Source organism: candidate division KSB1 bacterium (assembly GCA_034506395.1).
In the GTDB taxonomy this organism is placed as follows: domain Bacteria; phylum Zhuqueibacterota; class Zhuqueibacteria; order Thermofontimicrobiales; family Thermofontimicrobiaceae; genus Thermofontimicrobium.
The window spans coordinates 26,450-51,162 of the sequence record JAPDPQ010000018.1; the positions used below are offsets into that span (position 1 = coordinate 26,450).

The 24,713-nt window shown below is 46.7% G+C and carries 20 protein-coding genes; 18 read left to right on the top strand and 2 right to left on the bottom strand.

Annotated elements, in window-relative coordinates:
• The first annotated feature begins 321 nt into the window (after nucleotides 1-321).
• Complete coding sequence (gene rlmB, locus ONB37_12400) at nucleotides 322-1,101, top strand: 23S rRNA (guanosine(2251)-2'-O)-methyltransferase RlmB (protein MDZ7400954.1); 780 nt, start codon at nucleotides 322-324, stop codon at nucleotides 1,099-1,101.
• A gap of 8 nt (nucleotides 1,102-1,109) precedes the next feature.
• The gene (locus ONB37_12405; GenBank protein MDZ7400955.1) at nucleotides 1,110-1,862 is read left to right on the top strand and encodes an RluA family pseudouridine synthase; all 753 of its coding nucleotides are present in this window, start codon (nucleotides 1,110-1,112) and stop codon (nucleotides 1,860-1,862) included.
• A 40-nt stretch (nucleotides 1,863-1,902) separates the two neighbouring features.
• Here ONB37_12405 and ONB37_12410 read toward each other — a convergent pair whose 3' ends face one another.
• Nucleotides 1,903-2,541 (bottom strand): hypothetical protein, encoded by a 639-nt coding sequence (locus tag ONB37_12410; GenBank protein MDZ7400956.1) that lies wholly within the window; start codon nucleotides 2,539-2,541, stop codon nucleotides 1,903-1,905.
• Nucleotides 2,542-3,067: 526 nt separating this feature from the next.
• Here ONB37_12410 and ONB37_12415 point away from each other — a divergent pair.
• The 15 genes from ONB37_12415 to ONB37_12485 all read left to right on the top strand — a co-directional run bounded on the left by ONB37_12415 (nucleotide 3,068) and on the right by ONB37_12485 (nucleotide 22,405).
• Entirely contained in the window at nucleotides 3,068-3,208 is a 141-nt protein-coding gene (locus ONB37_12415; GenBank protein ID MDZ7400957.1) for a hypothetical protein, read from the top strand.
• Between the two features lie 9 nt (nucleotides 3,209-3,217).
• On the top strand, nucleotides 3,218-3,547 hold the full coding sequence (locus ONB37_12420; protein MDZ7400958.1) for a hypothetical protein: 330 nt from the start codon (nucleotides 3,218-3,220) through the stop codon (nucleotides 3,545-3,547).
• Entirely contained in the window at nucleotides 3,501-6,737 is a 3,237-nt protein-coding gene (locus ONB37_12425) for an N-6 DNA methylase (protein ID MDZ7400959.1), read from the top strand. The genes ONB37_12420 and ONB37_12425 overlap by 47 nt, the downstream gene beginning before the upstream one ends.
• A 23-nt stretch (nucleotides 6,738-6,760) precedes the next feature.
• On the top strand, nucleotides 6,761-6,970 hold the full coding sequence (locus ONB37_12430) for a 4Fe-4S binding protein (GenBank protein MDZ7400960.1): 210 nt from the start codon (nucleotides 6,761-6,763) through the stop codon (nucleotides 6,968-6,970).
• Between the two features lie 259 nt (nucleotides 6,971-7,229).
• Nucleotides 7,230-8,381 (top strand): 2-oxoacid:acceptor oxidoreductase subunit alpha, encoded by a 1,152-nt coding sequence (locus ONB37_12435; GenBank protein MDZ7400961.1) that lies wholly within the window; start codon nucleotides 7,230-7,232, stop codon nucleotides 8,379-8,381.
• 32 nt (nucleotides 8,382-8,413) lie between these two features.
• The gene (locus tag ONB37_12440; protein MDZ7400962.1) at nucleotides 8,414-9,232 is read left to right on the top strand and encodes a 2-oxoacid:ferredoxin oxidoreductase subunit beta; all 819 of its coding nucleotides are present in this window, start codon (nucleotides 8,414-8,416) and stop codon (nucleotides 9,230-9,232) included.
• A gap of 123 nt (nucleotides 9,233-9,355) precedes the next feature.
• A complete protein-coding gene (locus tag ONB37_12445) occupies nucleotides 9,356-9,904 on the top strand; it encodes a 2-oxoacid:acceptor oxidoreductase family protein (GenBank protein ID MDZ7400963.1) in 549 nt (182 codons plus the stop codon).
• 242 nt (nucleotides 9,905-10,146) lie between these two features.
• Nucleotides 10,147-13,143, top strand: coding sequence for a hypothetical protein (locus ONB37_12450; protein ID MDZ7400964.1), 2,997 nt, complete (start codon nucleotides 10,147-10,149; stop codon nucleotides 13,141-13,143).
• Nucleotides 13,144-13,494: 351 nt separating this feature from the next.
• Nucleotides 13,495-14,259 carry a GTP cyclohydrolase FolE2 gene (folE2, locus tag ONB37_12455; protein ID MDZ7400965.1) on the top strand — a complete coding sequence of 255 codons (765 nt, stop codon included), beginning with the start codon at nucleotides 13,495-13,497 and terminating at the stop codon, nucleotides 14,257-14,259.
• A gap of 172 nt (nucleotides 14,260-14,431) precedes the next feature.
• Entirely contained in the window at nucleotides 14,432-14,857 is a 426-nt protein-coding gene (gene ndk, locus ONB37_12460) for a nucleoside-diphosphate kinase (GenBank protein MDZ7400966.1), read from the top strand.
• A gap of 167 nt (nucleotides 14,858-15,024) precedes the next feature.
• On the top strand, nucleotides 15,025-16,230 hold the full coding sequence (locus tag ONB37_12465) for an acetate kinase (GenBank protein ID MDZ7400967.1): 1,206 nt from the start codon (nucleotides 15,025-15,027) through the stop codon (nucleotides 16,228-16,230).
• 369 nt (nucleotides 16,231-16,599) lie between these two features.
• Complete coding sequence (locus ONB37_12470; GenBank protein ID MDZ7400968.1) at nucleotides 16,600-18,651, top strand: ATP-binding protein; 2,052 nt, start codon at nucleotides 16,600-16,602, stop codon at nucleotides 18,649-18,651.
• 67 nt (nucleotides 18,652-18,718) lie between these two features.
• Nucleotides 18,719-19,135 (top strand): response regulator, encoded by a 417-nt coding sequence (locus ONB37_12475; protein MDZ7400969.1) that lies wholly within the window; start codon nucleotides 18,719-18,721, stop codon nucleotides 19,133-19,135.
• 265 nt (nucleotides 19,136-19,400) lie between these two features.
• Entirely contained in the window at nucleotides 19,401-21,410 is a 2,010-nt protein-coding gene (gene ligA, locus ONB37_12480; GenBank protein ID MDZ7400970.1) for an NAD-dependent DNA ligase LigA, read from the top strand.
• 137 nt (nucleotides 21,411-21,547) lie between these two features.
• On the top strand, nucleotides 21,548-22,405 hold the full coding sequence (locus tag ONB37_12485) for a hypothetical protein (protein MDZ7400971.1): 858 nt from the start codon (nucleotides 21,548-21,550) through the stop codon (nucleotides 22,403-22,405).
• A 305-nt stretch (nucleotides 22,406-22,710) separates the two neighbouring features.
• Here the strand turns inward: ONB37_12485 and ltaE are convergent, their stop codons facing one another.
• Nucleotides 22,711-23,745 (bottom strand): low-specificity L-threonine aldolase, encoded by a 1,035-nt coding sequence (gene ltaE, locus ONB37_12490; GenBank protein MDZ7400972.1) that lies wholly within the window; start codon nucleotides 23,743-23,745, stop codon nucleotides 22,711-22,713.
• 380 nt (nucleotides 23,746-24,125) lie between these two features.
• Here ltaE and ONB37_12495 point away from each other — a divergent pair, with 380 nt between their 5' ends.
• The gene (locus ONB37_12495; GenBank protein ID MDZ7400973.1) at nucleotides 24,126-24,698 is read left to right on the top strand and encodes a DUF2179 domain-containing protein; all 573 of its coding nucleotides are present in this window, start codon (nucleotides 24,126-24,128) and stop codon (nucleotides 24,696-24,698) included.
• Nucleotides 24,699-24,713 lie beyond the last annotated feature (15 nt).

Here is a 24,713-nt window from a genome sequence, read left to right on the forward strand (position 1 = left end):
GGAAGTTTTTCATTCGGGAAAATCATCTTTTTAGAAACTGAACCATTGACCGAGACGGTTGCATGCCCCATTTGGTGCTCTTGTATTATACTTTTGAAGCGCGCATTCACAACAACCGTGTAGTGTAAAACCAAGTCGCATCGGATTATGTTCCCGGAATTTTCGCTTGACATTTTCGGCTTATTTGTTATATTAAGGCGATGGTTGTTCGGTTTGTATTTCATTATTGAAAACACCCTGAGAGATCACCTCGGAACTTGGATTTGGAATGAACGAGTGATTTTTATATGTACTAGATCGACCAATTTTTTTAGGATAGTATTGGAGCAGATCGAGGGAAAGATTTGTGTCGAAGCCGCGCTCAAAGCTCGTCAGCGAAAAATTTCGCTTTTGGTGATTCGGGAGGGATTGCATTCGCAGCAGATTGAGGCGATCTTGAACGAAGCGCATCAGCGCCACATCCCGATCAAATACGTGCCGCGCGAGGAAATTGATGCCATGGCGCATGGAAAAACCCACGGTGGAATTATTGCCCTGGCTGGCCCGAAACCGCTGACCCCCATCGAAACGTTGTTGGCTCACATCGCGGCAAAAAATTCATCCCACCTTGGCGCGCTTTTGCTTCTTGAAGGCATTGATGATAGTCAGAATTTGGGTTTTACGCTGCGATCGGCTGAAGCACTGGGGATCGATGGGGTACTATTAAAGAAGCACCTTTGGGATTTCGACAGCAATTCAGTGGCGCGGGCTTCCTCGGGCGCATACGAGCGCTTGCCCTTGGTATTGTTGGATGATACCGAGAAAATGCTCAATCGGCTCAAAAATCAGGGATTCACCGTATATGGCTGCATCGCCAAAGCCAAGCGCACCATTTACGACATTGATCTCACCAGAGCGGTGGTGCTGGCAATTGGAGGTGAAAAGCGCGGCCTTTCAGCAGCTGTTCGAAAGCAATGCGACCGGTTGATCAGTATCCCTATGGTTGCCGATATCGGTTCATTGTCGCTGAGCCACGCTGCCAGCATTATTATGGCCGAGCTGATGCGACAACGCTTGCAAAAAACCACTCGCCTGAACCAATCCAATTCAATGACAAGTTGAGTGCTACCATGAGCAAAAAATTTCATTTGGCTGATCAAATCCTGTTTGAAGATGAGGCGATCATCGCTATCAATAAACCCGCTGGGATGCTGGTCATCCCAGATCGGTGGAATTTGGAACGACCCAATTTGCTGGCAATGTTGAAACATCGGGACGCAAAGGCCAAGATTTATGTGGTCCATCGCCTGGATCAGGGAACCAGCGGGGTGGTCCTGTTTGCTAAAACCGCCTCAGTGCATCAACAGCTCAATTACCAATTGGAGACGCGCCAGATGCAGAAAGAATATCTTGCCATTATTCGCGGTGAAGTGGATCAAAAGGGCTTGATTGAATTGGCGATTGATAGGGACCCGCATCGAAGAGGCCGGATGATGGTCTCTCGGGGGGGCAAACCCTCGCTTACAGAATATCAGGTCATCGAGCGATTCAGAGGCTACACTTATTTGAGATTGTTTCCCCGTACAGGCCGAACCCATCAAATTCGAGTTCATCTGAAAGCAATTGGACATCCGCTGGCGATCGATCCCCTCTATGGGACAGCAGAACCGCTTTATCTCTCAAAACTGAAGCGCGACTATCGGTTCAAACCCGATGAACCAGAACGACCGCTCATCGACCGAACGCCGCTCCATGCTGCGGCGATCCAATTCATCCATCCGCTCACCGGCGATCAAATTGTGTTGACCGCTGCGCTTCCCAAGGATATGCGTGCGATGTTACATGCTCTGCGCAAATATCAACCGTTGCTCGAAAACGACTAGCCTCAAGGAAAGTCGTTGTCTCTTATCAAGAAAAATAGGATCAATGGCTGGTCGATAGATCGCCAACACCAGAATGCGAGCCGTGCTGATTAAGGATAGCGATTAATTGATTGAGTTCACGTTGAGAATAGAGGTAGAACGGCCCGCATTTTTTGCTCCCTTTGAAATGAACCGGTAGGTCAACGAGAACCAGCCGACTTAATTTTTCATGGCGAAATCGTTTTTTCTCCCTCCCCTGAAACGATCGGGGGGTACTGATGTAGCAATTCACTCCAAAATATTGGTGCTTATATTTGATAATGAAATCGATCCCATATTTGACATCGATCTCAGGATGATAGAGCACTTGATCAAAGTAGTCGGATTCAGCAAGAATGTAGTAGAAATGAACATCACGGACAAAGGAAGGGTAGGCGCGAAACGCTCTTGCTTGAAGCGCACTGAGATGGCTTTTGATTTGTTCGCTGAAAAGGGATTGGTTCTCATCTAGATAAAATTGCCAGAATTCAGCCTGATTGGGAAGCCGATGAAATTTCGCAATGAAGCGGTAAAATGAATAAATGAACATCGGCGGCATCGTTTTCCACTCTATCTGGTCATCTTTCTCCATGAAAAAGGCAAGCTTCATCGATTGTAGCTGCGTTTCGATGACCTGGGTCGATAGCGGGATTTTTTCCATGAAGTTTCGATAGATGGCAGACATGGAATGATCAATTCTGTAATTGAAAGATAGACCTTAGTTGTCCGGACTAGGTTCGGTGGCCACAACACGCTTTTGAACCAACGGCAAGTTATAAATTTTGTCGCATAATGTCAAGTAGAATTTTAACCAGCGCTTTGAAAGCTCTTTGGTTCACCTGCACGGTGAGTAACTACCCTCAAGCAGAAAAATTCGATTGCTTCATTAAAAAATAGAGCGATTCAATCTGCCAAATCGCGTCCAAAAATATATAAATTCTGCTTGCAAAAGGTCAATTAAATAATTATATTTAAGCTTTTCAAGAATTGAATCAGACTACAGCAGATCGAACTGCTATTAAACAAATGCCTGCCACTCCCGCGGATGCGGGGGTCCATTTTATTTTATCTCACCAATCAGTAAGATGAACGATGCTCGTCCGTAAGCTGGCGGACAGCATGACAGCCATATTGCAAATTATTTGAATTTTGCAGAAGTCTAAAGTTGAAAATGATAGGAGATCGCAATGGAAAATCAGGCCAAATTCAAGTGCTTGCGCTGCGGTCATGAGTTTTATGATAGCTATGATCCCAAGGTCATCGTTGAACGGAGCTGCCCCAAATGCAAAAGCAATAGCGTGCGACGCATGAAAGAAGAGACAAAGTAGTAGTTCAATATGGCCGAATCTTGGCGACATCCTGGGGGCAAATTGCGCGAACTGGGACCAGCCTCGCTGACGGAAGCGGAGTTGCTGGCAATATTGATTTCCACTGGGATCAAAGGGAAATCGGCTCAGCAGATCGCTGAAGAAATTCTTGAAAAATACGGATCATTTTACGGCATGGCCAATCAGCCTTTAGAAAAATTTTTGGAATTCAAAGGGCTATCGGATGTCAAAATTATCCGCATCGCTGCGGCGTTTGAAATTGCCAGACGATTAGCCAGGGACCTAATAGAGCATGATGAAAAACAGCAAACTGCCAGAGACATCGGCTCGGATTCCTGACACCAGGGAAACAAATTGGCAGAAAATCATTCCTGAGTACCTCCAATCGGTGGCCTCGCAGGTGACCGAATCGGCCAGATCGCATCGGTTTTTATTGTTGCTCAACAATCTATTTGGGCTCCAACCCCTGCTTATTGAAGAGTACGTTGTGGGGATCGAAAAATTCATCCAGGTAAAACAAAAAGATCGCATTTTAAAAGGGGAGGTTGACAATTTATTTGGCAATCTGATCATCGAATTCGAGCGGGATCTGAAAAAGAAATTGGGCGAGGCGCAGGAGCTGCTAAAACGTTATGCGGCTTGTCTGTGGTCGCAAGAAGAGAAATCCCAGCGTCGACCGTATTTATGCCTAGCTACTGATGGAGTAAATTTTGTCGTTTACTCTCCGATCATGGCTGATCCCGATAAAAATGAAATTGATCCTACGGAGATCAGCTTAATCTTGATCGAACAGGTTGATTGGTCCCAGCTTGCACCGCGGGATGTCTACTTCTGGTTGGATCGCTATTTTCTCAGAAAGGAGGTGTTGACCCCGAGATCCGATCAAATTACCAAGGATTTTGGAGTCAAAAGCCATGCGTTTCAGTTGATTTCAACAATGCTGAATTCGATCTGGAAGAAGGTTCAAGATCAACCAGATTATCGAGTGATTTTCGAATCATGGGAACGGTATTTAAAAATCGTCTATGGGACCATTGTCACTGAATCTGAACTTTTTTGTCGACATACTTATTTGGCAACGCTGGCCAAATTAATGGCCTGGCACCGTCTCGGTGATAGAAAAATCAGCAATGATGCGATTTATTCCATTCTTAATGGAGAGTTTTTTCGAACCCAGGGATTAGAAAATTTCATTGAAGAGGATTTCTTTTCATGGATTATTCGCAAGGAGACCAAAGAGGTAGGCATAGAAATGGTGTATCGTCTCACCAGCCTACTGAACAATTATAACCTTCGAGAACTCTCCGAAGATGTGCTGAAATCGCTTTACCAGGAATTAGTTGATCCCAAAACACGCCACGACCTCGGTGAGTTTTACACCCCAGATTGGCTGGCCCATCGTATGATCTGCCAACTGCTTGAGGCTAATACTTTGGGTGGATTCTTCGACCCTGCTTGCGGCTCGGGGACATTTTTATATCTTGCAATTCGTGAAAAACGGAAACGCTTAGGAGATTCGAAAGAAACTTTAGAACATATTCTTGATTCTGTATTTGGCATCGATATTCATCCGCTGGCAGTGATTGTGGCAAAAACAAATTACATCCTGGCTTTAGGTGATTTGCTCAAAAGAGAGGGCAAAAAGAACATTCCAGTATATTTGGCTGATACCATTAGGGTCCCTGAGAGGGAGCGTGCAAAGGATGTCAGAATTCCAGTTTGGTTCAATGGCAATGTGTATCGCATTAGCATTGAGGATAAAGACATTTATTTTTCTGAAGCCATCATTAATAATTCTAAAATTTATGACGAAGCAATCGACTGTGCCAACACGTTTGCAGTCCAGAACGCTGGAAAAAAAATTGGTAAATCCGAGTTCGCTGAATTTGTGAAAATTCAGCATCCAAATTTGCCGCAGGATCAGGATTCGATTCAATCAATGTTCTATGCCAGCAAAATCTTAAAAGGTCTCATCGAGCAGAGTCGCGATACCATTTGGGCGTTCATTCTAAAAAATATTTATAAGCCAATTTTCCTAAATGGCAGGTTTGATTTTGTTGTTGGCAATCCGCCATGGCTGTCATTTCGCTATGCAGAGTCATCTTACCAAAATTTTTTGAAAGAAAAGATTGTCAAGAATTATCGTCTCCTTTCAGGAAAGGGCGAGCTAATCACACATCTGGAATTAGCGAGCCTTTTTCTACTGCGAGCGGCGGATCTTTATCTGAAAGAGAACGGAACGATTGCTTTCGTTCTGCCGAGAAGCATTTTCACAGCCGATCAGCATGATGGACTGCGAGCTGGCAATTTCAAAACAATTCAGCTTTCATTCAAAGAGATCTGGGATCTGGAGGCAGTATCGCCTCTGTTTAACGTCCCGAGTTGTGTTTTATTCGCTGAGAAGAAAAAGCATGGTGAAATCGCATATCCGATTTCAGGAAAGCAGATCAGCGGAAGGCTGGACAATAAGAATTCCTCTCTTTATGAAGCAGAACAGAAATTGCAGATAAAAGAGGTATCATTTTATCTTAATAGGCGTGGGAAACATTCTTACTGGGCAACAGAGGTAGAGCAGATAAAAACGCAGGAAAGCTATTATAAGATGCATTTTTTTCAGGGAGCGACCATTGTTCCTCGCTCCTTTTGGTTCGTTGAGGTAAAGTCGTTGCCGATGATCGGTTTTAATCCCGCCTTGCCCCGGCTTGAGAGTTCTCAGAGAGCGAAACACGAAGCAAAAAATAACTATAAAGATTTAGTGATCACGGGAAACGTAGAGAGCAGATATTTGTACGCGACTTTGCTTTCGACGGATTTACTGCCGTTCGGACATTTGGATTATCGGCTGGTGGTGCTTCCGATTGAACCGATAGAAAATCGCTATCGTATTATTAATGCCGCGGAAGCACGGAAACGACAGTACATTCATCTGGCTAAATGGCTCGAAACAGTGGAACAAGAATGGAACAAACGAAGGGGATCAAAAGCGGCCGGGATGAGTGCAGTGGAATGGCTCGATTATCGAAATAAACTTTCGTCTCAAAATCCCAATGCAAGATATCTAGTTCTATATAACACATCGGGCTCTATTTTATGTGCAGCATTTCTGATAAATCGACCAATTGACTTCGATATTAGCGATCAAATTGTGCAGGCGAAAGCATTCATAGTAGAAAGCGTAACATATTACAAAGAGACCCATAATAAGCAAGAAGCGGAGTATTTATCTGCTTTATTGAATGCACCCATTATAGATAAAATGATAAAGCCAATGCAGTCGAGAGGCCTTTGGGGGGCACGCCATATCCATAAAAAAGTCTTAGAACTACCCATTCCGCAATTTGATGCCTCTCATTCTGTTCATATCCAACTGGCGGAATTGGGGGAACAATGTACCGAAAAAGTATCTCTTTGGCTAAAGACAGGAGAGGCACACGCGATCAGGAACATCGGCGTATTACGACGGAAAGTCCGAGAGATGCTCAGCGAACAATTGAAAGAAATTGATGAATTGGTAAAAAAGATCCTATAAAAAAACTGAGAAGAGACGGCTACATGACTGACAAACAAAAGAAACTGCCCACGATCACCATCAAAAAAGAATGGTGCAAGAGCTGCGAAATCTGCGTCGAGTTTTGTCCGACCCATGTGCTGGCAATGAATGGTCCATATCCTGAAGTGGTGAACCTTGAGGCGTGTACTGCTTGTGGCCTCTGTGAAATTCGTTGCCCGGACTTTGCAATTACCGTAACAAAGAATAAATGAACTCATGGTTCGACGGGATGAATTGGATGATCTGGATTCTCGGAAGAAAAAGGTGCTGTCAATTGGTTACTTTTTACTCTTCATAAATTTGTTCGTTCATTATTCGGGTGCTTTACTGATAAATATCTTTTGAAAGAGGATGGGTTCTTTCAATAAAAAATATTTTTTTGAGAGATATTGACAGACCAATCCGAATCATCACCATCAATCCTATCATTCCATTTTTTACTCAGAACATAAATCAGCGATAGGGACGTGAATGGAGAAAGAGACACAAGATCGAATCCGGGTGATGACTGGCAATGAAGCCTGTGCCGAAGGGGCATTGGCTGCTGGGTTAAAATTTTTTGCTGGTTATCCCATTACACCTTCGTCTGAGATTGCGGAGGTATTATCTTACGAGTTACCCAAAAGAGGGGGAAAGTTTATCCAGATGGAGGATGAAATTGCCTCGATGGGCGCGGTGATTGGAGCGTCGCTGGCTGGGGCCAAAGCGATGACCGCTACCAGTGGGCCAGGTTTTTCTTTGAAGCAGGAGAACCTTGGTTATGCTTCTATGGCCGAAGTGCCTTGCGTGGTGGTCAACGTGATGCGCGGCGGTCCCAGCACCGGGTTGCCAACGCTGCCAGCGCAAGGGGATGTGATGCAGTCCCGTTGGGGCACGCACGGCGATCATCCCATCATCGTTCTAGTGCCGAATACGGTTCGTGAGGTATTTGACCTTACGGTTCGCGCCTTCAATCTGGCTGAAAGATATCGCGTGCCAGTGATCTTATTATTCGATGAGATCATCGGGCATGTGAGCGAAAAGGTCGTTCTGCCGCGCGAAGATGAGATCGAGGTGTGGAATCGCGTAAAGCCCAACGTCCCACCCGATCAATATCTCCCTTACCAGGAGACGGAGAACGATATTCCGCCGTTCGTCAGTTTTGGTGAGGGATATCGGTTTCATGTCACTGGATTGGTCCACGATCAAACTGGATTTCCGACTAATAATCCCACACAAATTGATCGAATGTTGCGCCGACTCAATCGCAAGATCGAGCGGTATCGAGACGAGATTATTGAGGTGGAGGAGGATAAGGAGGATGGGGCTCGGATCGGGATTTTCGCCTATGGATCGAGCTCGCGCTCAGCGCGCCGGGCAATGATCTGGGCTAGAGAGCGGGGGATCAAAATTCATTACCTGCGGCCGAAAGTGATCTGGCCATTCCCCGATAAAGAGGTCAAGGCCATGGGCGAAAAGCTGGATTATATTATCGTCCCAGAGCTGAACCTGGGACAGATCGCCCATGAGGTTGAATGGGCAACTCGATGCGGCTGCGAGGTGATCAAAATCAATCGCATTGATGGCGAACCGATCAATCCGCAGCAGATTCTTGATGTGATATTGGAGTTGAATGCTAAGTAAATTGGCACAGAAGATAATCAAGGAAAAGGGATATGTTCGATTACGACAAGTATCTTCGACTGAATAAACTACCATTAATTTGGTGCGCGGGCTGTGGAGATGGCATTGTGCTGAAGGCCATGCTTCGAGCCATTGATCGAATTGGGCTGTCGAAGGACGAAATCTGTATGGTCTCGGGCATCGGATGCTCCAGTCGTCTGACTGGCTACGTGGACTTCAATACGTTGCACACCACTCATGGCCGCGCCATTGCTTTTGCGACTGGTGTCAAAATGGTAAAGCCAGAGATGACTGTGATCGTGGTGACTGGCGATGGAGACGCGACGGCCATTGGAGGCAATCATTATATTCATGCGGCAAGAAGGAATATTGATCTCACTGTGATTCTGTTCAATAATCATATTTACGGCATGACTGGTGGGCAGGTATCGCCCACGACGCCGTTCAGCTACAAAGCCAGCACTGCGCCGTTCGGCAGCGTGGAAAATACCTTCAATATTAGCGGATTGGCCGAAGCGGCTGGTGCCAGCTTCGTGGCCAGAGGTACGGTTTATGATGCCATTAAGCTGGATCGCTTGATCGAAAAGGCGATCCGGAAAAAGGGCTTCTCCGTGGTTGAGGTAATGACCCCCTGTCCCACGGCGTTCGGCCGAAGAAATCGGCTGGGAAGCGGTGCAGAAATGATCAAGCAACTCAAAGAGGCGAGCGTTCCGATCGAAAAAGCTGTTAACATGACTCCTGAGCAATTGAACGGCAAGATCATCACTGGAATTTTGGTCGATCGCGATTTGCCCGAATACACTGCTAACTACCAAAAGCTGATTGAGCAACTTCAGGGAAAAGCAACTTAGCGCAATAGCTGCTTTTGTGGAAGTGAGACGAAAATGAGGAAGAACGAGAAGATAGTCGGCGGCAGTGCCGAACGGCTGGTAGTTATTAGAAAGTAGCATCCAAGAATGTGCGGAGATAGTTACATGAGTTACCGGTATGAAATTCGCTTGAGTGGAGAAGGCGGTCAGGGACTGGTGCTTGCAGGCAAGATCTTGGCCGAGGCGGCCGCGATCTATGATGGAAAAAATGCGACTCAGAGTCAATCCTATGGTCCAGAAGCGCGAGGTGGCGCCAGTCGCTCTGAAGTGATTATCTCGGACGAGGATATCGATTATCCCAAGGCAATCAATATCGATCTGCTTTTGGCATTGACCCAAGAATCCTGTAATAAATATGCCAAAGACTTAAAACCTGGTGGCATCTTGTTAGTGGATTCCGATGCGGTGACCGAATGCCCATCTGGAAAATTTAAAATTTATCGTGTGCCTATTATCGAATCGGCTCGAAATAAAATTGGCCGCGTGGTAGTGGCCAATATTGTGGCGTTGGGAATCATCGTGGAACTCACGAAAATCGTTTCGATGGAGGGAATAGAATCGGCGATTCTGGCGCGTGTTCCCAAAGGGACCGAAAAAATCAATATGCAGGCGTTCCAATTGGGAGTCGAGCTGGCCAAGGGACTGGTGGCATAGCGTCGCTGTAATTCCGAGGGCACGATCGCAGATCGACCGTTATGAACCACGGCAAACCAGGAAGCATCGCCTTCGTGGAACTGCTGGCACTGTTGACGTCAACAAGTTATTGTTCGGCCAGGAGGCTTTGATGCCAGTGGTCGATTTGAATGGTTTGATCTCTGAAAGGTGACGATTGTGCCGATGCTTTTGCATTAGGAATTCAATTCATTCGTTGAAGCGACAAGATAACTAGCGCAGAGATGCCCGGCATTCCGCATCAGGTGAAATCTGTGGATCGTTATTTCAATCGATTGAAAGAACGTGTCAGCCAATTGGGCAATCACCATCAAAAATACATCAGGACAATCGAGCGCTACCTCGATCCGATGGTGAAAAGCCTGGAGGACGCTGGCAAAATTGAGGACGTCCATATCTGGCGTGGTTCAAGCCGAATCAGCCAGGAGATGGACATTGTCGTAGCGGTCGCTGAACATTTACCCGATCAGTTGACCTACTTGGCATGCTACTATTCGCTTCAAATATTGTTCCTCAATCTGCGATCTATCGATGTGCTGAAGCTAAATTTGACCTCAGCAGAAGATCGGTATTCAATTTATAAGAATTTTATGCTTCAGACCGGGGCTGCCTTCCGGACTCTCACTGGCAATTATATGCAAAAATTGTTCGATCTGTTTTTCGGATCACAACCCGCTCCTGAGTTCGTCATGTTGGGCGTTGGAAGCTTGGCCCATCAGGATGATATCGATGTTGGGGTCATTGATGATGGTTCGCCAGCTCGGGTGCAACTCAACGCGGTGATCGGCAAGATCCGAAACGAGATGTTCAAGTGGGCCACAGAACTACACTTTTACTTGTCTGAGCACGTCGGGAGCCAGTTCTACAGCGCTTCGATTCAAGAATATCAGGACCTGCTGGATCGGCAGATTCAAGATTTTGTGATCATCAGTGAGATGTTGAATGCGGTTCCCATTCTCGGCAGCCAAAGGTTATTCGATCAGTTCGAACAGCAAATCACCAGCCGCTATCATTATCACAGTTTTCGGGATAACAAATTTCATGAGGGTTATCTGAGAGGTGTGCTGGGAGAAATCCGTTCGTTGCTGCTTCAGCCGATCAATGCAGAACGGCTTAACCCAAAAGACGATGCGCTGCGAATGGTGTCGATCAGCATCTTGGCAGCAAAAACCATTTTTCGCATCTATCGGGGGAATCGCTGGGATGTGGTCAGTGTCCTCACTCGTAAGGATAGCGACCGCAAGGCTCTCTACCTCGAACTGGAAAGGGTCCTTACATTTTTAGAGATATTCCGGCATCTGTATCAATTGTTCATCGGCCTTGAAGAAGATATTTATTTGGATGATCCAGCCACCCGCGAACAGCTTCAAGTCATTGCCAAGGCGATGGGATATGAAGACGTGGGAGCGATCAGTGCCTGGGATCATCTGTTGATCCATTACCATGAACATGTTGCGATCGCCAAAAAGATCTGCTCGCGACTGATCCAGGATGTTACCGATCATTTGAAATCGGTGAGCATCTTCTCCCCCAAATTGAAAGCCGCCTGGTATCCTGACCCATATCGGAGCTATCCAGGCAATCTGGCGATCGATTTTCTCCGTGATTCCCATTTTTTTAAAGGGGCAAAATTCTGGAACGACATTTTAGAGGCGTTGCAAGCTGAGGATAGCCATGTGCTGGAAAATTTTATAAAGGATTTTCGTCAGTTGCCCGAGCGGTATCAAAGAATATTGATTGATAAGTACGGCCAGGCTGCTCGAAATGCCGTATATACCATGATGTCATTCTTGATCATTTTATGGAACAAGAGAAAAAGTCTCGGCACTGAACAGCTCTGTTTTCAGCTCAATGAAGCGTTCCTCAATAATTTGCGGCAATGTGACGACCGATTGCTGCGATTGGTCAAAGTGTTCCATCAATATCCTGATCTGATCAACAACTACTTAAGTACGCTGCCAACAAACCAACAAGAAAAATTTTGCGCGTTGCTGGACCAATCACTTTGGGAGACAGAGCAACAAAGACTGAAGCATTTGCTAGTAAAATTATGTGAGATTCATTGCAACACCAGCCATTATTTTAAACGTTTTTTCATCCGAGTGGTATCGAAATATCCAATTTATATCCAGTACCTTCAGAACCCAGATCAGTTAGGGCAAATTGCCAAAGGGATCATTGGTCGTATCGATAGTCTGGGCAGTTTTGAAGAGCAAAAGCAATGGTTGGGCGATTATCATGATCTGGAATTCATGCGGGTCGGATTGGCAGCTCTGCAAGGTGAACCGATCGAGAAAATCGATGCCGAGTTCACTGAATTCTCCGATTCTTATTTGCAGGTGCTATTCGATATTTGTAAGCAAGCGGTTAACGAACGAATTGGCCAATATTTTCCCACACGAGACCTGATCGCCATCTATACGGCTGGTGGCTATGCGCGCGAACAAGCCTTTGATGATGATTATGACCTCATCATCTTATTGAATGAAAAGGATGATGAGATTCGCGAATACTGTAGTCGTATCGTCACCATGATGAACACCGAAATCGTGAAACGTGGCATTATGCCCCATTACCGTTTCGCCGACCACTTCGGGGATTATATTACGCTGATCGATGATCTGGATGAATTTCTGGCTAAAGAACATGATGAATCGTTTATCGACAAATCCCAATTGCTCGGCGCTCGGATGATCGTGGGAAGCAGCAAATTCCAACATCAGTTCGAACAGCGGATCATCGAGCGACACATCTATCAAAAATATGAACAGTACAAAATCCAGATGGTCCAGGAGATGACCTCCAGGCAGCGAGATAAAAAAATTACTGAATGGCATAACCTGAACGTCAAAGAGGCTGTCGGAGGGCTCCGGGATATTGAGATGCTGCTGCTGATCTACAAAGCACGTTATCGACTGACACAACCGGTGAATCGAAAACTGATGGAAACGATTTGCCAGATCGATTCCCGACATAAAGAAGATCTGTGCCAGCTAAATAAGCATTTCAATTTTCTCAAACAATTGAGAGATCTGTACCGATTAACAGTCTTCGCAGGAAACGATCTGAAGATCGAGTATCTGGAGCCGGCTGCAAAAATTATGGGGTATCATGATTCCCCCATGGAGAAAGCGGTCGATCGTCTGGTTTGGGATTATTATCTCACCACCGAACGGACGCATGAAATCATCGAGCGCCTGCTCGATGACCTGGAGCGATGAAGACATATTTTGATCGTGAGGTAGCTTCTAGTCATCATTTGAATCGCAGGCAAGTTTCCAAATAGCTGTGCGAAAAAGTTTAAGCAACTTGCATCGATACTTGAGTCAATTCCCTTGATCTATGAGCGAGCGATTACACAGTTTAAAAGCAAGATGTTTTTATATATCCAGATCTATTGGCTCAGCTTGATCATAAAATCTCTTTATGAAGCGATCTCTTGGTATGACAAGTTTGGCCAAAAGTTAGACAACGCATTTTTGAATCTGCTGATGGGACAAAGCAAAGGTCTTGAACTGGAATTGGCATTGCCCTAAAAATGAAATTCATTATCAGGAGTAATACAAAAGTTTATGAGAGATGTTCAGAACGATTTTGATTATCGGAATATCGAGATCAACAAGGTCGGAGTGAAAAATTTAAAGTACCCGATTGTATTGCTCGATAAGGCAAATGATAGGCAGCATACCGTGGCGACGATCAACATGTATGTGAATTTGCCACATCAATTTCGCGGAACGCACATGAGTCGCTTTATCGAGATTTTGAACAAATACCGGCGGGAAATCGACATTCACAATATGGGCGCTATTATGAAGGAGATGAAGGAGCGTCTTCATGCTGAATCAGCCCATTTGGAGATCGCTTTCCCCTATTTTATCGAAAAAAGCGCTCCAGTCTCAGGCGCGAAATCGCTGATGGGATATCAATGTCAATTGATCGGCGAGTTGAACCATCGTATCAAACTATCATTGGGAATTGAGATCCCAATTCAAACCGTTTGCCCTTGCTCAAAAGAGATCTCTGAGCGAGGAGCCCATAACCAGCGAGGCGTTATTCGTGTTCTGCTGCAATTTAAGGGCTTTCTCTGGATCGAAGATGTGATAGAAATGTTAGAGAACTGCGCGTCGGGAACAGTTTATTCGCTGCTCAAACGGGAGGATGAAAAATTCATCACTGAGAGATCATACGATAACCCGGCATTTGTTGAGGATGTTGTGCGCAACGTCGCGCTGAAACTGGAACAAGTCGACAACATCAGCAGTTACCAGGTCGAAGTCGAGACCTGCGAAAGTATCCATAATCATGATGCATACGCGTGTATTATCAAAGAATAATGGCAGCATCCTGAGATGATTTATTATTCCGTGGTGCCAGGTGAAGCTATTCGTCGCTGCATCCGCGAAACTTGATGAATTGAGATATTGTTAGAAGAAAAGTCATTGAAATGAATGCAATGATTTGGTCATTGAATCAGAATGAACTAAAATTAATTTGAAGGAGTGCAGAATGGTACAAAGAACATTGGCGATCTTGAAACCGGATTGTGTCCGAAAGAATTTAATTGGAAAGGTGATCAAACGGATTGAGGCTGAGGGATTTAAAATTATCGCCATGAAGATGGTGAAATTGAATTCCAGGACCGCAGGAGAGTTTTATGCTGTCCATAAGGAGCGACCATTTTATTATGATCTGGTGACGTTCATGTCCTCGGGTAATTGTGTACCAATGGTATTGGAAAAGGAAAATGCCATTGAGGATTTTCGCAAGCTGATTGGGGCGACAGACCCTGCCAAAGCTGAGGAAGGGACCATCCGCAAAATGTACGCGGATAGCAAGGAGCAAAACATCGTTCATGGCTCGGATGGGCCGGAGACCGCCGCTTACGAGATCAGCTTTTTCTTTTCGAACCGGGAGCTTGTTGAAAATAGTTAAGGCGCTCATATTTTTTGCCAATCGATTGTTCCTCTTGTTGCTGATCCTCTTTTGTATGGCAAAATTTGGCCAGTCGAAAATAATTGCATCAAGGGTTTGCAACACAGAAAAATGGAATAAATATGAAGGGGCGTGGAGCGATGATGAAAAAAATCAAATCAACTCGAATGACGATACTGGTCTTGAATTGCGGCAGTTCATCTGTCAAATATCAAGTAATTAACGGCAGTACACGACAATGGTTGGTCAAAGGGAGCATTTCCCGGATCGGTGAAGAGAATTCGGAGATCTGGCAACAACGCAATACTGGCGGGCAGGTGAAATTTTACAAAGTGATCAAGAATCATGAGCAAGCGATTGCCCAGATTTTAGAAGGGCTGTTAAACAAAGCGACCGGGGTGATCCATGATGTTTCGGAGCTATTTGCGGTGGGACATCGCGTGGTCCATGGAGGCGAATATTTTTCGCAGCCAACGCTCATCACCGATGAGGTGATCCAAAGGATTGAGGAGTGCAGCCAGTTGGCTCCGCTCCATAATCCGCCGCAACTGGAAGGCATTCTGGCCTGTCGGAAGCTATTGCCAGCCATCCCCCAGGTAGCGGTATTCGACACGGCTTTTCACCAAACGATGCCGAAAACCGCTTATCTCTACGGCATCCCATACAAATATTATGAGCGCTATAAGATTCGGCGCTACGGTTTTCACGGCACCTCGCATTATTATGTGGCTCATCGCGCCGCAAAATTGCTAGGCAGGCCGATCGCGGATCTGAAGATCATCACCTGCCATTTGGGCAATGGATGCAGTATGGCAGCGGTCAAAGCCGGTAAATGCATCGATACCTCGATGGGTTTCACTCCATTAGAGGGGCTATTGATGGGCACCCGGGCTGGTGATATGGACCCCTCCGTGGCCTTTTTTCTCATGCGCAAGGAAAATCTATCTCTGGATCAGATCGATAACCTGTTGAACAAAGAAAGCGGTTTGAAGGGCTTGTCGGAAAATTCGAATAACATGATGAAAATCCTGGAGGGGATCGAACAGGGAGACCAAAAGAGCCAGGTGGCGTTTGAGATCTTTTGTTATCGGATCAAAAAATATATCGGCGCCTATGCCGCTGCGATGGGCGGGCTGGATGTACTCGTTTTTACGGCCGGCATCGGTGAAAATTCAGCGCTGGTCCGATCGAAATCCTGCGAAGGGCTTAGCTTTCTTGGGATCGAGCTCGATCCGTACGAGAATACCCATGCTAAAGCTGAGGAAAAGCGCATCAGCAAAAAGGACGCTAAGGTATCAACCTGGGTGATCCCTACCAATGAGGAATTGGTGATTGCCGAGGAGACGTTGAATGTGGTTTATTCGGCTAAGTAGTGCCTGAACGAAATCTCACCACTCTGTCATTTCGACTGCGGGGAGAGATTTGCAAATAAAAAAATCTCAGGGCAACCAGATTCTTCACCTCGCTCGAAATGACATTCCTGCTAAAATTTAATAGCTTTCGTTCAAGCACTAACTTGCCGATGATTTCCTTCCCACTCAAGACTGTGGCGCTTGATAGTATGCTCTGAGCGAGAAAGCTCGTCCGCAATTGGCCATGATTTTTTGGTCGAGGGATCATAAAAAAGCCCCGCGGCACGAACCCTCGCTGGAGCAACGCGCCAAATCAGCTCGATGGTAAGCAATAATCAAGCGGGGCCAACTTGGACAAATTATCCTTGTGAACTATTAGAACGAGAAACTATGAGCCAGATCAATGTCATCAGCCGCAAATGTCGACGCTGCTATAGCTGTATTCAGATCTGTCCTGCGAAAGCAATCAAGCGGGAAAAGGGGAACATTAAGATCATTCATGAACGATGCATTCTTTGTGGCAGTTGTATCAAGACTTGCCCTCAGAATGCAATGTTTTATCTGAGCGGCTTATATCAAGTAAAGGAGTTCCTCGATAATAACGAGAAAATCATTGCTTGCCTGGACCCCACCTTTCCTGCGGTTTTGGATCGTGGGACACCGCGGCAATTAGTGACGGCGCTTAAAAAACTTGGCTTCACCGAGGTCTGGGAGGCGGCATTTGCAGCCGAGCTCGTCAGCCGTGAGTATCGGGAGCTGCTGGCTCAAGATGTTGGGAGGACCATTATTGCTTCTTTCTGTCCAGCCATCGCCTTTTATGTTCAGAAATATCTGCCTCAGCTTATTCCGAATCTGGCGCCCATCGTATCACCAATGATTGCGACGGGACGGATTGCTCGAAAAGTAAAGGGACCAGATTGGAAAGTGATCTATATTACAGCTTGTCTCGCCCAAATGGGGGAAATGATGGCGCCAGAAGTGGCAGGGGTGATCGATCAGGTGATCACATTTCACGAAGTGCGCCAATTGTTCGATGAGGCTGGCATCGATCGGCTGGAGCAGGAGGAAACGAACTTCGATGGACCGCGGCCCTATCTGGCGAGAATTTTTCCGGTCACTGGTGGCCTTTATCGTTGCATGGGTGAGAGTTTTGATGTGCTAATGGATGAGATCAGCGTGACGGGTGGCAGAATTCGTTCACTGCGAGCGCTGCATCAATTGGTGGCTGGGTTCATCGAGGCGAAATTCATCGATCTGGAATTTTGTGAAGGCTGTGTCGATGGCCCCTTCGCTGACATGGAGATTTCGGTGATGGGTCGGCGTCAGATCGTGGCGCGGTATACTAAGGCAGAAATGAGCCGACAAAGCCCAGCAGATGTCTTGGTCGAAATCTCCAGGTTCAAAGACATCGACCTGCATCGGAATTTTATGAAAATGGAACAGAATCTCCCCATTCCTGACGAGCGCGAAATTGAAGCGATTTTGCAAGCGATGGATAAAATGCCACCTGATCGCAATTTGGATTGCCGCGCCTGTGGTTATCCCACTTGTCGAGATAAGGCGATCGCAGTCGCTCAGGGATTGGCGGAGATCGAAATGTGTCTCCCCTATCTTTTGGAACGAACTCGAAAAATCTACAATGAGCTGAAAAAATCCCATCAGGAACTTCAAATTTCCCATCAAGAATTAGAGAAAGCCCAGGCTTCACTGATCCGCACAGAAAAATTGGCGTCGTTAGGCCAATTGGCGGCCGGGGTCGCGCATGAGATCAACAATCCGCTGGGTACAATCACCATTTTCGCCCACTTGATTTTAAAATCATTGGCCCCGGATGATCCGCGGCGACAAGATGTCCAGATGATCATCGACGAAGCCAATCGCACCAAGGAAATTGTCCAGGGATTGCTCAGCTTTGCCCGTGAGACCAAAATGCGGCCTGGGACGACCAATCTCAATCAGCTCATCGAAGAGGTCTTGGCTTTGGTGGTCAATCAGTCCTTGTTCCATAACATCTCCATTCATAAGGATCTGGCAATTAATCTCCCGGCGACTTTTGCCGATGGCACTCAGTTAAAACAGGTTTTTCTGAACATCATCCTCAACGCCGCTCAGGCAATGAACGGCGGTGGCGATCTGTTTATTCGGAGTCAATACGATGCTACCAAACAGCACATTGAAATTGCCATACGGGATACTGGCCCAGGCATCGAACCTGAGGTGCTCAATAAAATCTTCGACCCGTTCTTCACCACCAAAGAAAAGGGAACTGGACTTGGGTTAGCAATTTCCTATGGCATTGTTGAGCGGCATCACGGGAAGATCGACGTGCAGACCGAACCTGGCAAGGGGAGCACTTTTATCATCACGCTGCCAATTTTAGAAAACGAACAGAAATTGAGTGGCGAATCCCACCAGGAACCGATCGCTGCAACGCTGAGCTGAGCAATTTCACTTATTGGGTCGTTTATGTATCGATTTCATTTTGAGATCAAAAAGAAGGAGACTTGCAGTGGCTGATAAAATAAAAATTTTGTTGGTTGACAACGATGTTGACTTTGTGGATTTGAATAAAGCGGTGCTCGAAAATAGCGGCTTTGAAGTGGTTACCGCCTTCTCCGGCCGTGAGGGGATTGATAAAGTAAAGGTCGAACATCCAGATTTGATAGTGCTCGATCTGATGATGGAAAAACATGATGCTGGTTTTTCGTTTGCAAAACAGATCAAAGCTGATCCGATTTTCAAGCGAATCCCCATTTTGATGCTCACTTCAGTAGCCGAAGTGACTGGCTTCGGTTTCTCTCAGGAACTCGATGGTTATTGGATGAAGACCGACGATTACGCAGAAAAGCCGATTATGCCAGACGAACTGGTTCGCAGGGTCAGGGCATTGCTGGAGAAATCTAAGGAGAAGGAGCAGCCGCGCTAAGGCGCTTCACCGCCGCTTATCGAATCAGCCAAAGCTCCGATTCATCAGCCATTCGGACTGATTTCGGTCCAAACACGGGAGTTTGATGGGTGGTGGAAGCTATTTCGGTCACCATCATTGGCAATTCTAAGCCTTTAGGAGCATCGGAGTAATTGCGAATGGCAAACGGACAAAAAATTGGGCCCATGCGCTTAGTTTCATTCGCAATTTGATGTTCCCAAATGAAATGTAACTCTGAGTTCTTCCCAATCAACGGAGTCGAACCATGATTACTCCAACCATCGAAAAGCGAATTAAAGAATTAAGGGATCAAATCAATTATCATAATTACCGCTATTATGTTTTGGATGAGCCTGAGATCTCCGATGCGGAATATGATCGGTTGATGCGGGAACTACAGCAACTGGAGCAGCAATATCCAGAGTTAATCACCCCGGATTCGCCGACGCAGCGGGTTGGGGCAGCACCGCTGGAGGCGTTTGAGACCGTGGCTCATACGATCCCTATGTTGAGCCTGGATAACGGATTCGATGAGGCTGATATTCGGGAATTCGATAATCGCCTTCGGAAACTTTTGCCGGCAGGCGAGAAGATCGAATATGTAGCTGAATGCAAATTAGATGGGCTGGCTGTGGAGCTCATCTACGAGCGGGGTAGCTTCACGGTCGGCTCAACCCGAGGCGATGGCATGGTGGGCGAGAACGTCACGCAAAATTTGAAGACGATTCGAACCGTTCCTCTTCGGTTAATTGACCGAAAGCTGCCGATTCCTGAGCGGATTGAGGTTCGGGGTGAAGTTGTTTTTCCAGTGAGAGCGTTCGAGGCGCTCAATCGCCAAAGGGAGCAGGCTGGCGAGCCGTTATTCGCTAACCCGCGCAATGCTGCTGCTGGTTCGCTGCGCCAATTAGACCCGAAGATCACTGCATCGCGCCCGCTGGAGATCTTCTTTCATAGTTTGGGCCAGGTGATTGGCTATGAATTCGAAACGCATTGGCAATTTTTGGATGCATTGCAGGCTTGGGGCTTGCGCGTAACGCCGCAACGTCGTCTCTGCCAAAGCCTCGATGAGGTGTTTCAATTTTATCGCGAACTTGAGCAACAGCGCGAGCAAATGGCCTACGAGATCGACGGCGTGGTGATCAAATTAAATAGTTTGGCCCAGCGGGAGTTGGTTGGCATCAAATCGCGCAGCCCACGATGGGCTATCGCCTACAAATTTCCCGCTCGGCAGGAGATCACCCAGATACTGGATATCAAGGCTCAGGTGGGCAGAACTGGGACCTTGACGCCAGTGGCGATCATGCGCCCGGTGCAGATCGGCGGCGTGGAGGTGAGCCGTGCCACGCTGCACAACCAGGATGAAATCGATAGCAAGGACATCCGCATCGGGGATTGGGTAGTAGTGCAACGGGCTGGAGATGTCATCCCTGAGGTGGTGAAGGTGGTGGAATCACGACGCACCGGGGCAGAGCGAAAATACCAGATTCCAGATACTTGTCCGGTCTGCGGCGGCCATGTGGTTCGGCTCCCTGGTGAGGCTGCCCATCGCTGCCAGAACCTATCCTGCCCCGCCCAGCTCAAACAGCAAATCCGACATTTCGCCAGCCGCGATGCGATGGATATCGAGGGCTTGGGAGATAAATTGATCGACCAACTGGTGGACAAAGGGCTGGTAAAAGATACTGCCGATCTCTATTTTCTGACCAAATCTCAATGGGCTAATTTGGAGCGAATGGCCAACAAATCGGCTCAAAATATCCTCGACGCCCTGGAGCGCAGTAAAAATATCCCGCTGGACCGATTTATTTATAGCTTGGGCATCCGCTATGTCGGCGAGCACACCGCCAGCCTGTTAGCTGATCATTTTAAAACGCTGGACAATCTGAAAAACGCCAGCTACGAGGAACTGCTGGGCGTCTATGAGATCGGCACACAAACAGCGCAAAGCATCGTCCAGTTTTTCAGCGAGCCTAAAAATCTCAACACCATCGATCGTCTGCTTCAGGCTGGCATTAAGATCCAATCCCCAGTTGCTGCTAAAGGGGATCTCCTGGCAGGAAAAACGTTTGTCTTCACTGGCACCTTGCAAAGTATGACACGCGATGAGGCAGAACGATTGGTGGAATCGCTGGGCGGGCACGCTGCTTCGTCGGTCAGCAAAAAAACCGACTACGTTGTGGTGGGTACTGATCCCGGCTCAAAAGCCACTAAAGCTCGAGAGTTAGGAGTAAAGATTTTGAGTGAACAGGAATTTAAAGAAATGGTGCGATTGTAATTGCCTTATTGTTTTAATCAATTTGTATCCATCGATCCTAATTTGCACCTCGCGGATGAATACATGATTGAATAGGGGCGTAGATCCGGCTCATTCAGCCCAATCGAAATCTTTCAAACCAGGAGGATGGCGAAGCTTTGGCTCCCGTGGTTCACTATCTCGGTCAGGTGCTTTTGATCACCTTCAAAATATTTTTCGGTCTTTTTTTCCCGATCATTTTTTGTTGCATCATTTTGAACGTGCTATCTCGGGAGCAAAACCGTCGGCTCTATTATATTGGCGGCTGGAAGGCGCTGTTGGTGACTGCATGGATCGGCACACCGATCCATGAGTTCAGCCATTATTTGTTCGCCGTGCTATCGTTCCACAAAGTCCAGGATCTCAAGCTGTTTCAGCCGGACCCAGAGACTGGCTCCATGGGATATGTCGCCCATAGCTACAAGATCGACAATTTTTACCAGGCAGTCATCGGCAACACTTTCATCGCCATCGCTCCATTTTTCGGTGGCGCAGCGGCCATTTATTTAATTAGCTCGTTCGTTTTCCCTGAGTTCGCGCTATTCGCTGAGCATGTCCCACGTGTCTATTATCTCACCATCGACAATGCCTTGGAATGGAAGAGCTATCTGCTATTTGGAAAGACTGCGTTTCATTTCTTCAATTATTTGTACGACACATTTTTTTCACCCGAAATGCTGCGCGATTGGAAATTATACGTGTTTTTGTTCTTGATGCTGGGTATTGCCAATCACCTCTCTCCCTCGGCATCAGATTTTAGAAATTTCTGGTATCCAATCACTGCATTGCTCGTGACTATCGCGCTATTGAACCTTTTTATCTACCCTTTGGTCAAGGAACCTTCGACCATTATCCTCAGCGCATCAAAATACATCTTTGCATTTCTACCAATCCTGTATCTGGCAATTTTTATCAGTTCGCTCGGTCTGATGATCACCTATCTGCTATCGGCTCTGCTCTGGTTGGTGAGAAAATAACCAGCAGCAACGAAGCCTCTGCCATTCCGCGCTTCAGCGATCCCTGAAACAATTGGTGCAGTCTCTTAAATAGAAACGCCCTCACGAAACTCTCCAATCAAATCCGCTAAATGCCGAGAAAATGTCATTCCGAACGAAGTGAGGAATCTGACCAAATTACGTAACTCGCCGATCATTGCCCCTGAACGCCAAGGGTATCAACATGATCAACCCATTAATAAGCCCTGCCGCCGCTGTTGCAGATGGAAGATTGGTGACAACGCAGGCAATCAAAGGGCAAATCCATTTAGCAACAAGCACAAAAATCAGTCAAATAATTCATGAAGCGTCTGGATTGTGAAATCGATATCCTCGCGAGAAACATCGAGATGGGTGACGGCTCGCACCAGCGATGGACCGAAAGGTACCATAAGGATGCCCTTTGACTTCAGACGATTCAGTACCTCTGCTACGGATCTGCCCGAATGAGCGACGTCAAAAATCACGATGTTGGTTTCCACTTGATCAGGATCGAGGCGAAAGCCTTTAATTTGAGCCAAAGCAGTTGCCAGCATCTTCGCATGGCGATGATCCTCGGCCAGTCGCTGCACATTATGTTCAAGAGCATAAAGCGCAGCGGCTGCTAAAATTCCCACTTGACGCATTCCGCCGCCCAGCATCTTGCGAATGCGATGGGCTCGCTGGATAAATGGCTTTGAACCAGCCAAGATTGAACCAACTGGCGCGCCAAGTCCCTTGGAGAAGCAGAACATCACTGAATCGAAATACTTGGCGTAATCTTTGGGATGGAGCCCTGTGGCCACACAGGCATTGAACAATCGAGCGCCGTCCAGATGCATTTTGAGTCCATGTTGCTGTGCTAACGCGTGGATGGCTTGAATCTTATCGATTGGATAGATCGAACCACCTCCGCGATTGTGCGTGTTCTCCAAACAGATCAATCGAGTAGGTGGCACATGCACGTTCGGCTCCCGAATCTCTCTGGCGATCTGATCAGCCGTGATTATCCCGCGCTCTCCCAAGATGGTATTGATCTGTACCCCGCCGATGACCGCCGCTCCAGCAACTTCATAATTGAAAGTATGCGATTCTCGCTCCACAATCACCTCATCCCCGGGCTGGGTGTGCGCCAAAATGGCGATCGTATTGGCCATAGTACCCGACGGCGTAAACAGCGCTGCTTCTTTGCCCAAGAGTTCAGCCACCTTCGTTTGGAGAAGATTCACCGTGGGATCGTCACCAAACACATCGTCTCCCACCTCTGCCTCGGCCATGGCGCGTCGCATCTCAGGGGAAGGCCGAGTGACTGTATCGCTTCGCAAATCGACTATTTTGTTCATGCGCTTTACTCCCTCTCATTTAAATTCATTAGCCAATATTAACAATATTTCTTTTTAAAGTCAATAGCCATCTATGAAATGGACGGCCAAACTATCTCTGGTTAAAATTTCGATTGAAATTTTAAAACAAAATCTTTATATTCAGCGCAAGGGAGGTCGGTTGGAATGAGGATTGATGATGGCGCATCGCGCATCCGAGCTGAAAGGATAATTATATCAACCATGATTGACGGCATGAATTTCAATCTTTCTTTTTAAGATTGGCAAGAATTGACTTTTTACCATCGTTACATTTCACTGGCGCTTATTAATTTTTTCGTAGTCTGGGAACTGTTATGGCAAAGAGTTTTTGATTTGATCATTTAGAGCAAAGGTGGGATATGACAGATTCGATCGTAGATTATGTCATTGTTCCGGCTTTAATTTTTTCCGCCCGGATCATCGATGTTTCGATTGGAACGATTCGGGTGATCTTATTATCGCGCGGCAACCGGCTGATCGCCCCTCTAATGGGATTCTTTGAGGTGATCATCTGGTTGGCGGCGATCGGCAAAGTGATGCAAAATTTAACCAATGTCGTGTGCTACATCGCCTATGGTGCTGGATTCGCCACGGGAAACTATGTCGGCATGTTGATCGAATCGAAACTGGCGTTGGGATATCAGATCGTGCGCATCATCTCAACCAGCCCTCTGCAATTGCTTCCCAACGAACTCCGCAACGAGGGCTACGGCGTCACCGTGCTAAAAGGCCGCGGTGCTAGCGGTGTGGTCCATATTTTGTTCTCAGTTATTTCCCGAAAAAAAGTGAACGATTTTATCAAATTGGTCCTAAGCATTGAACCCAAGGCGTTCATTTCCGTCGAGGACGTTCGCTCGTCCTATTCTGGCTATTTGCCAACAACGCCCCGAGGCAACTCATTCTGGATGAGAAGAATCTTTAAGAAAAAATGAACTCGCTTTCGCACA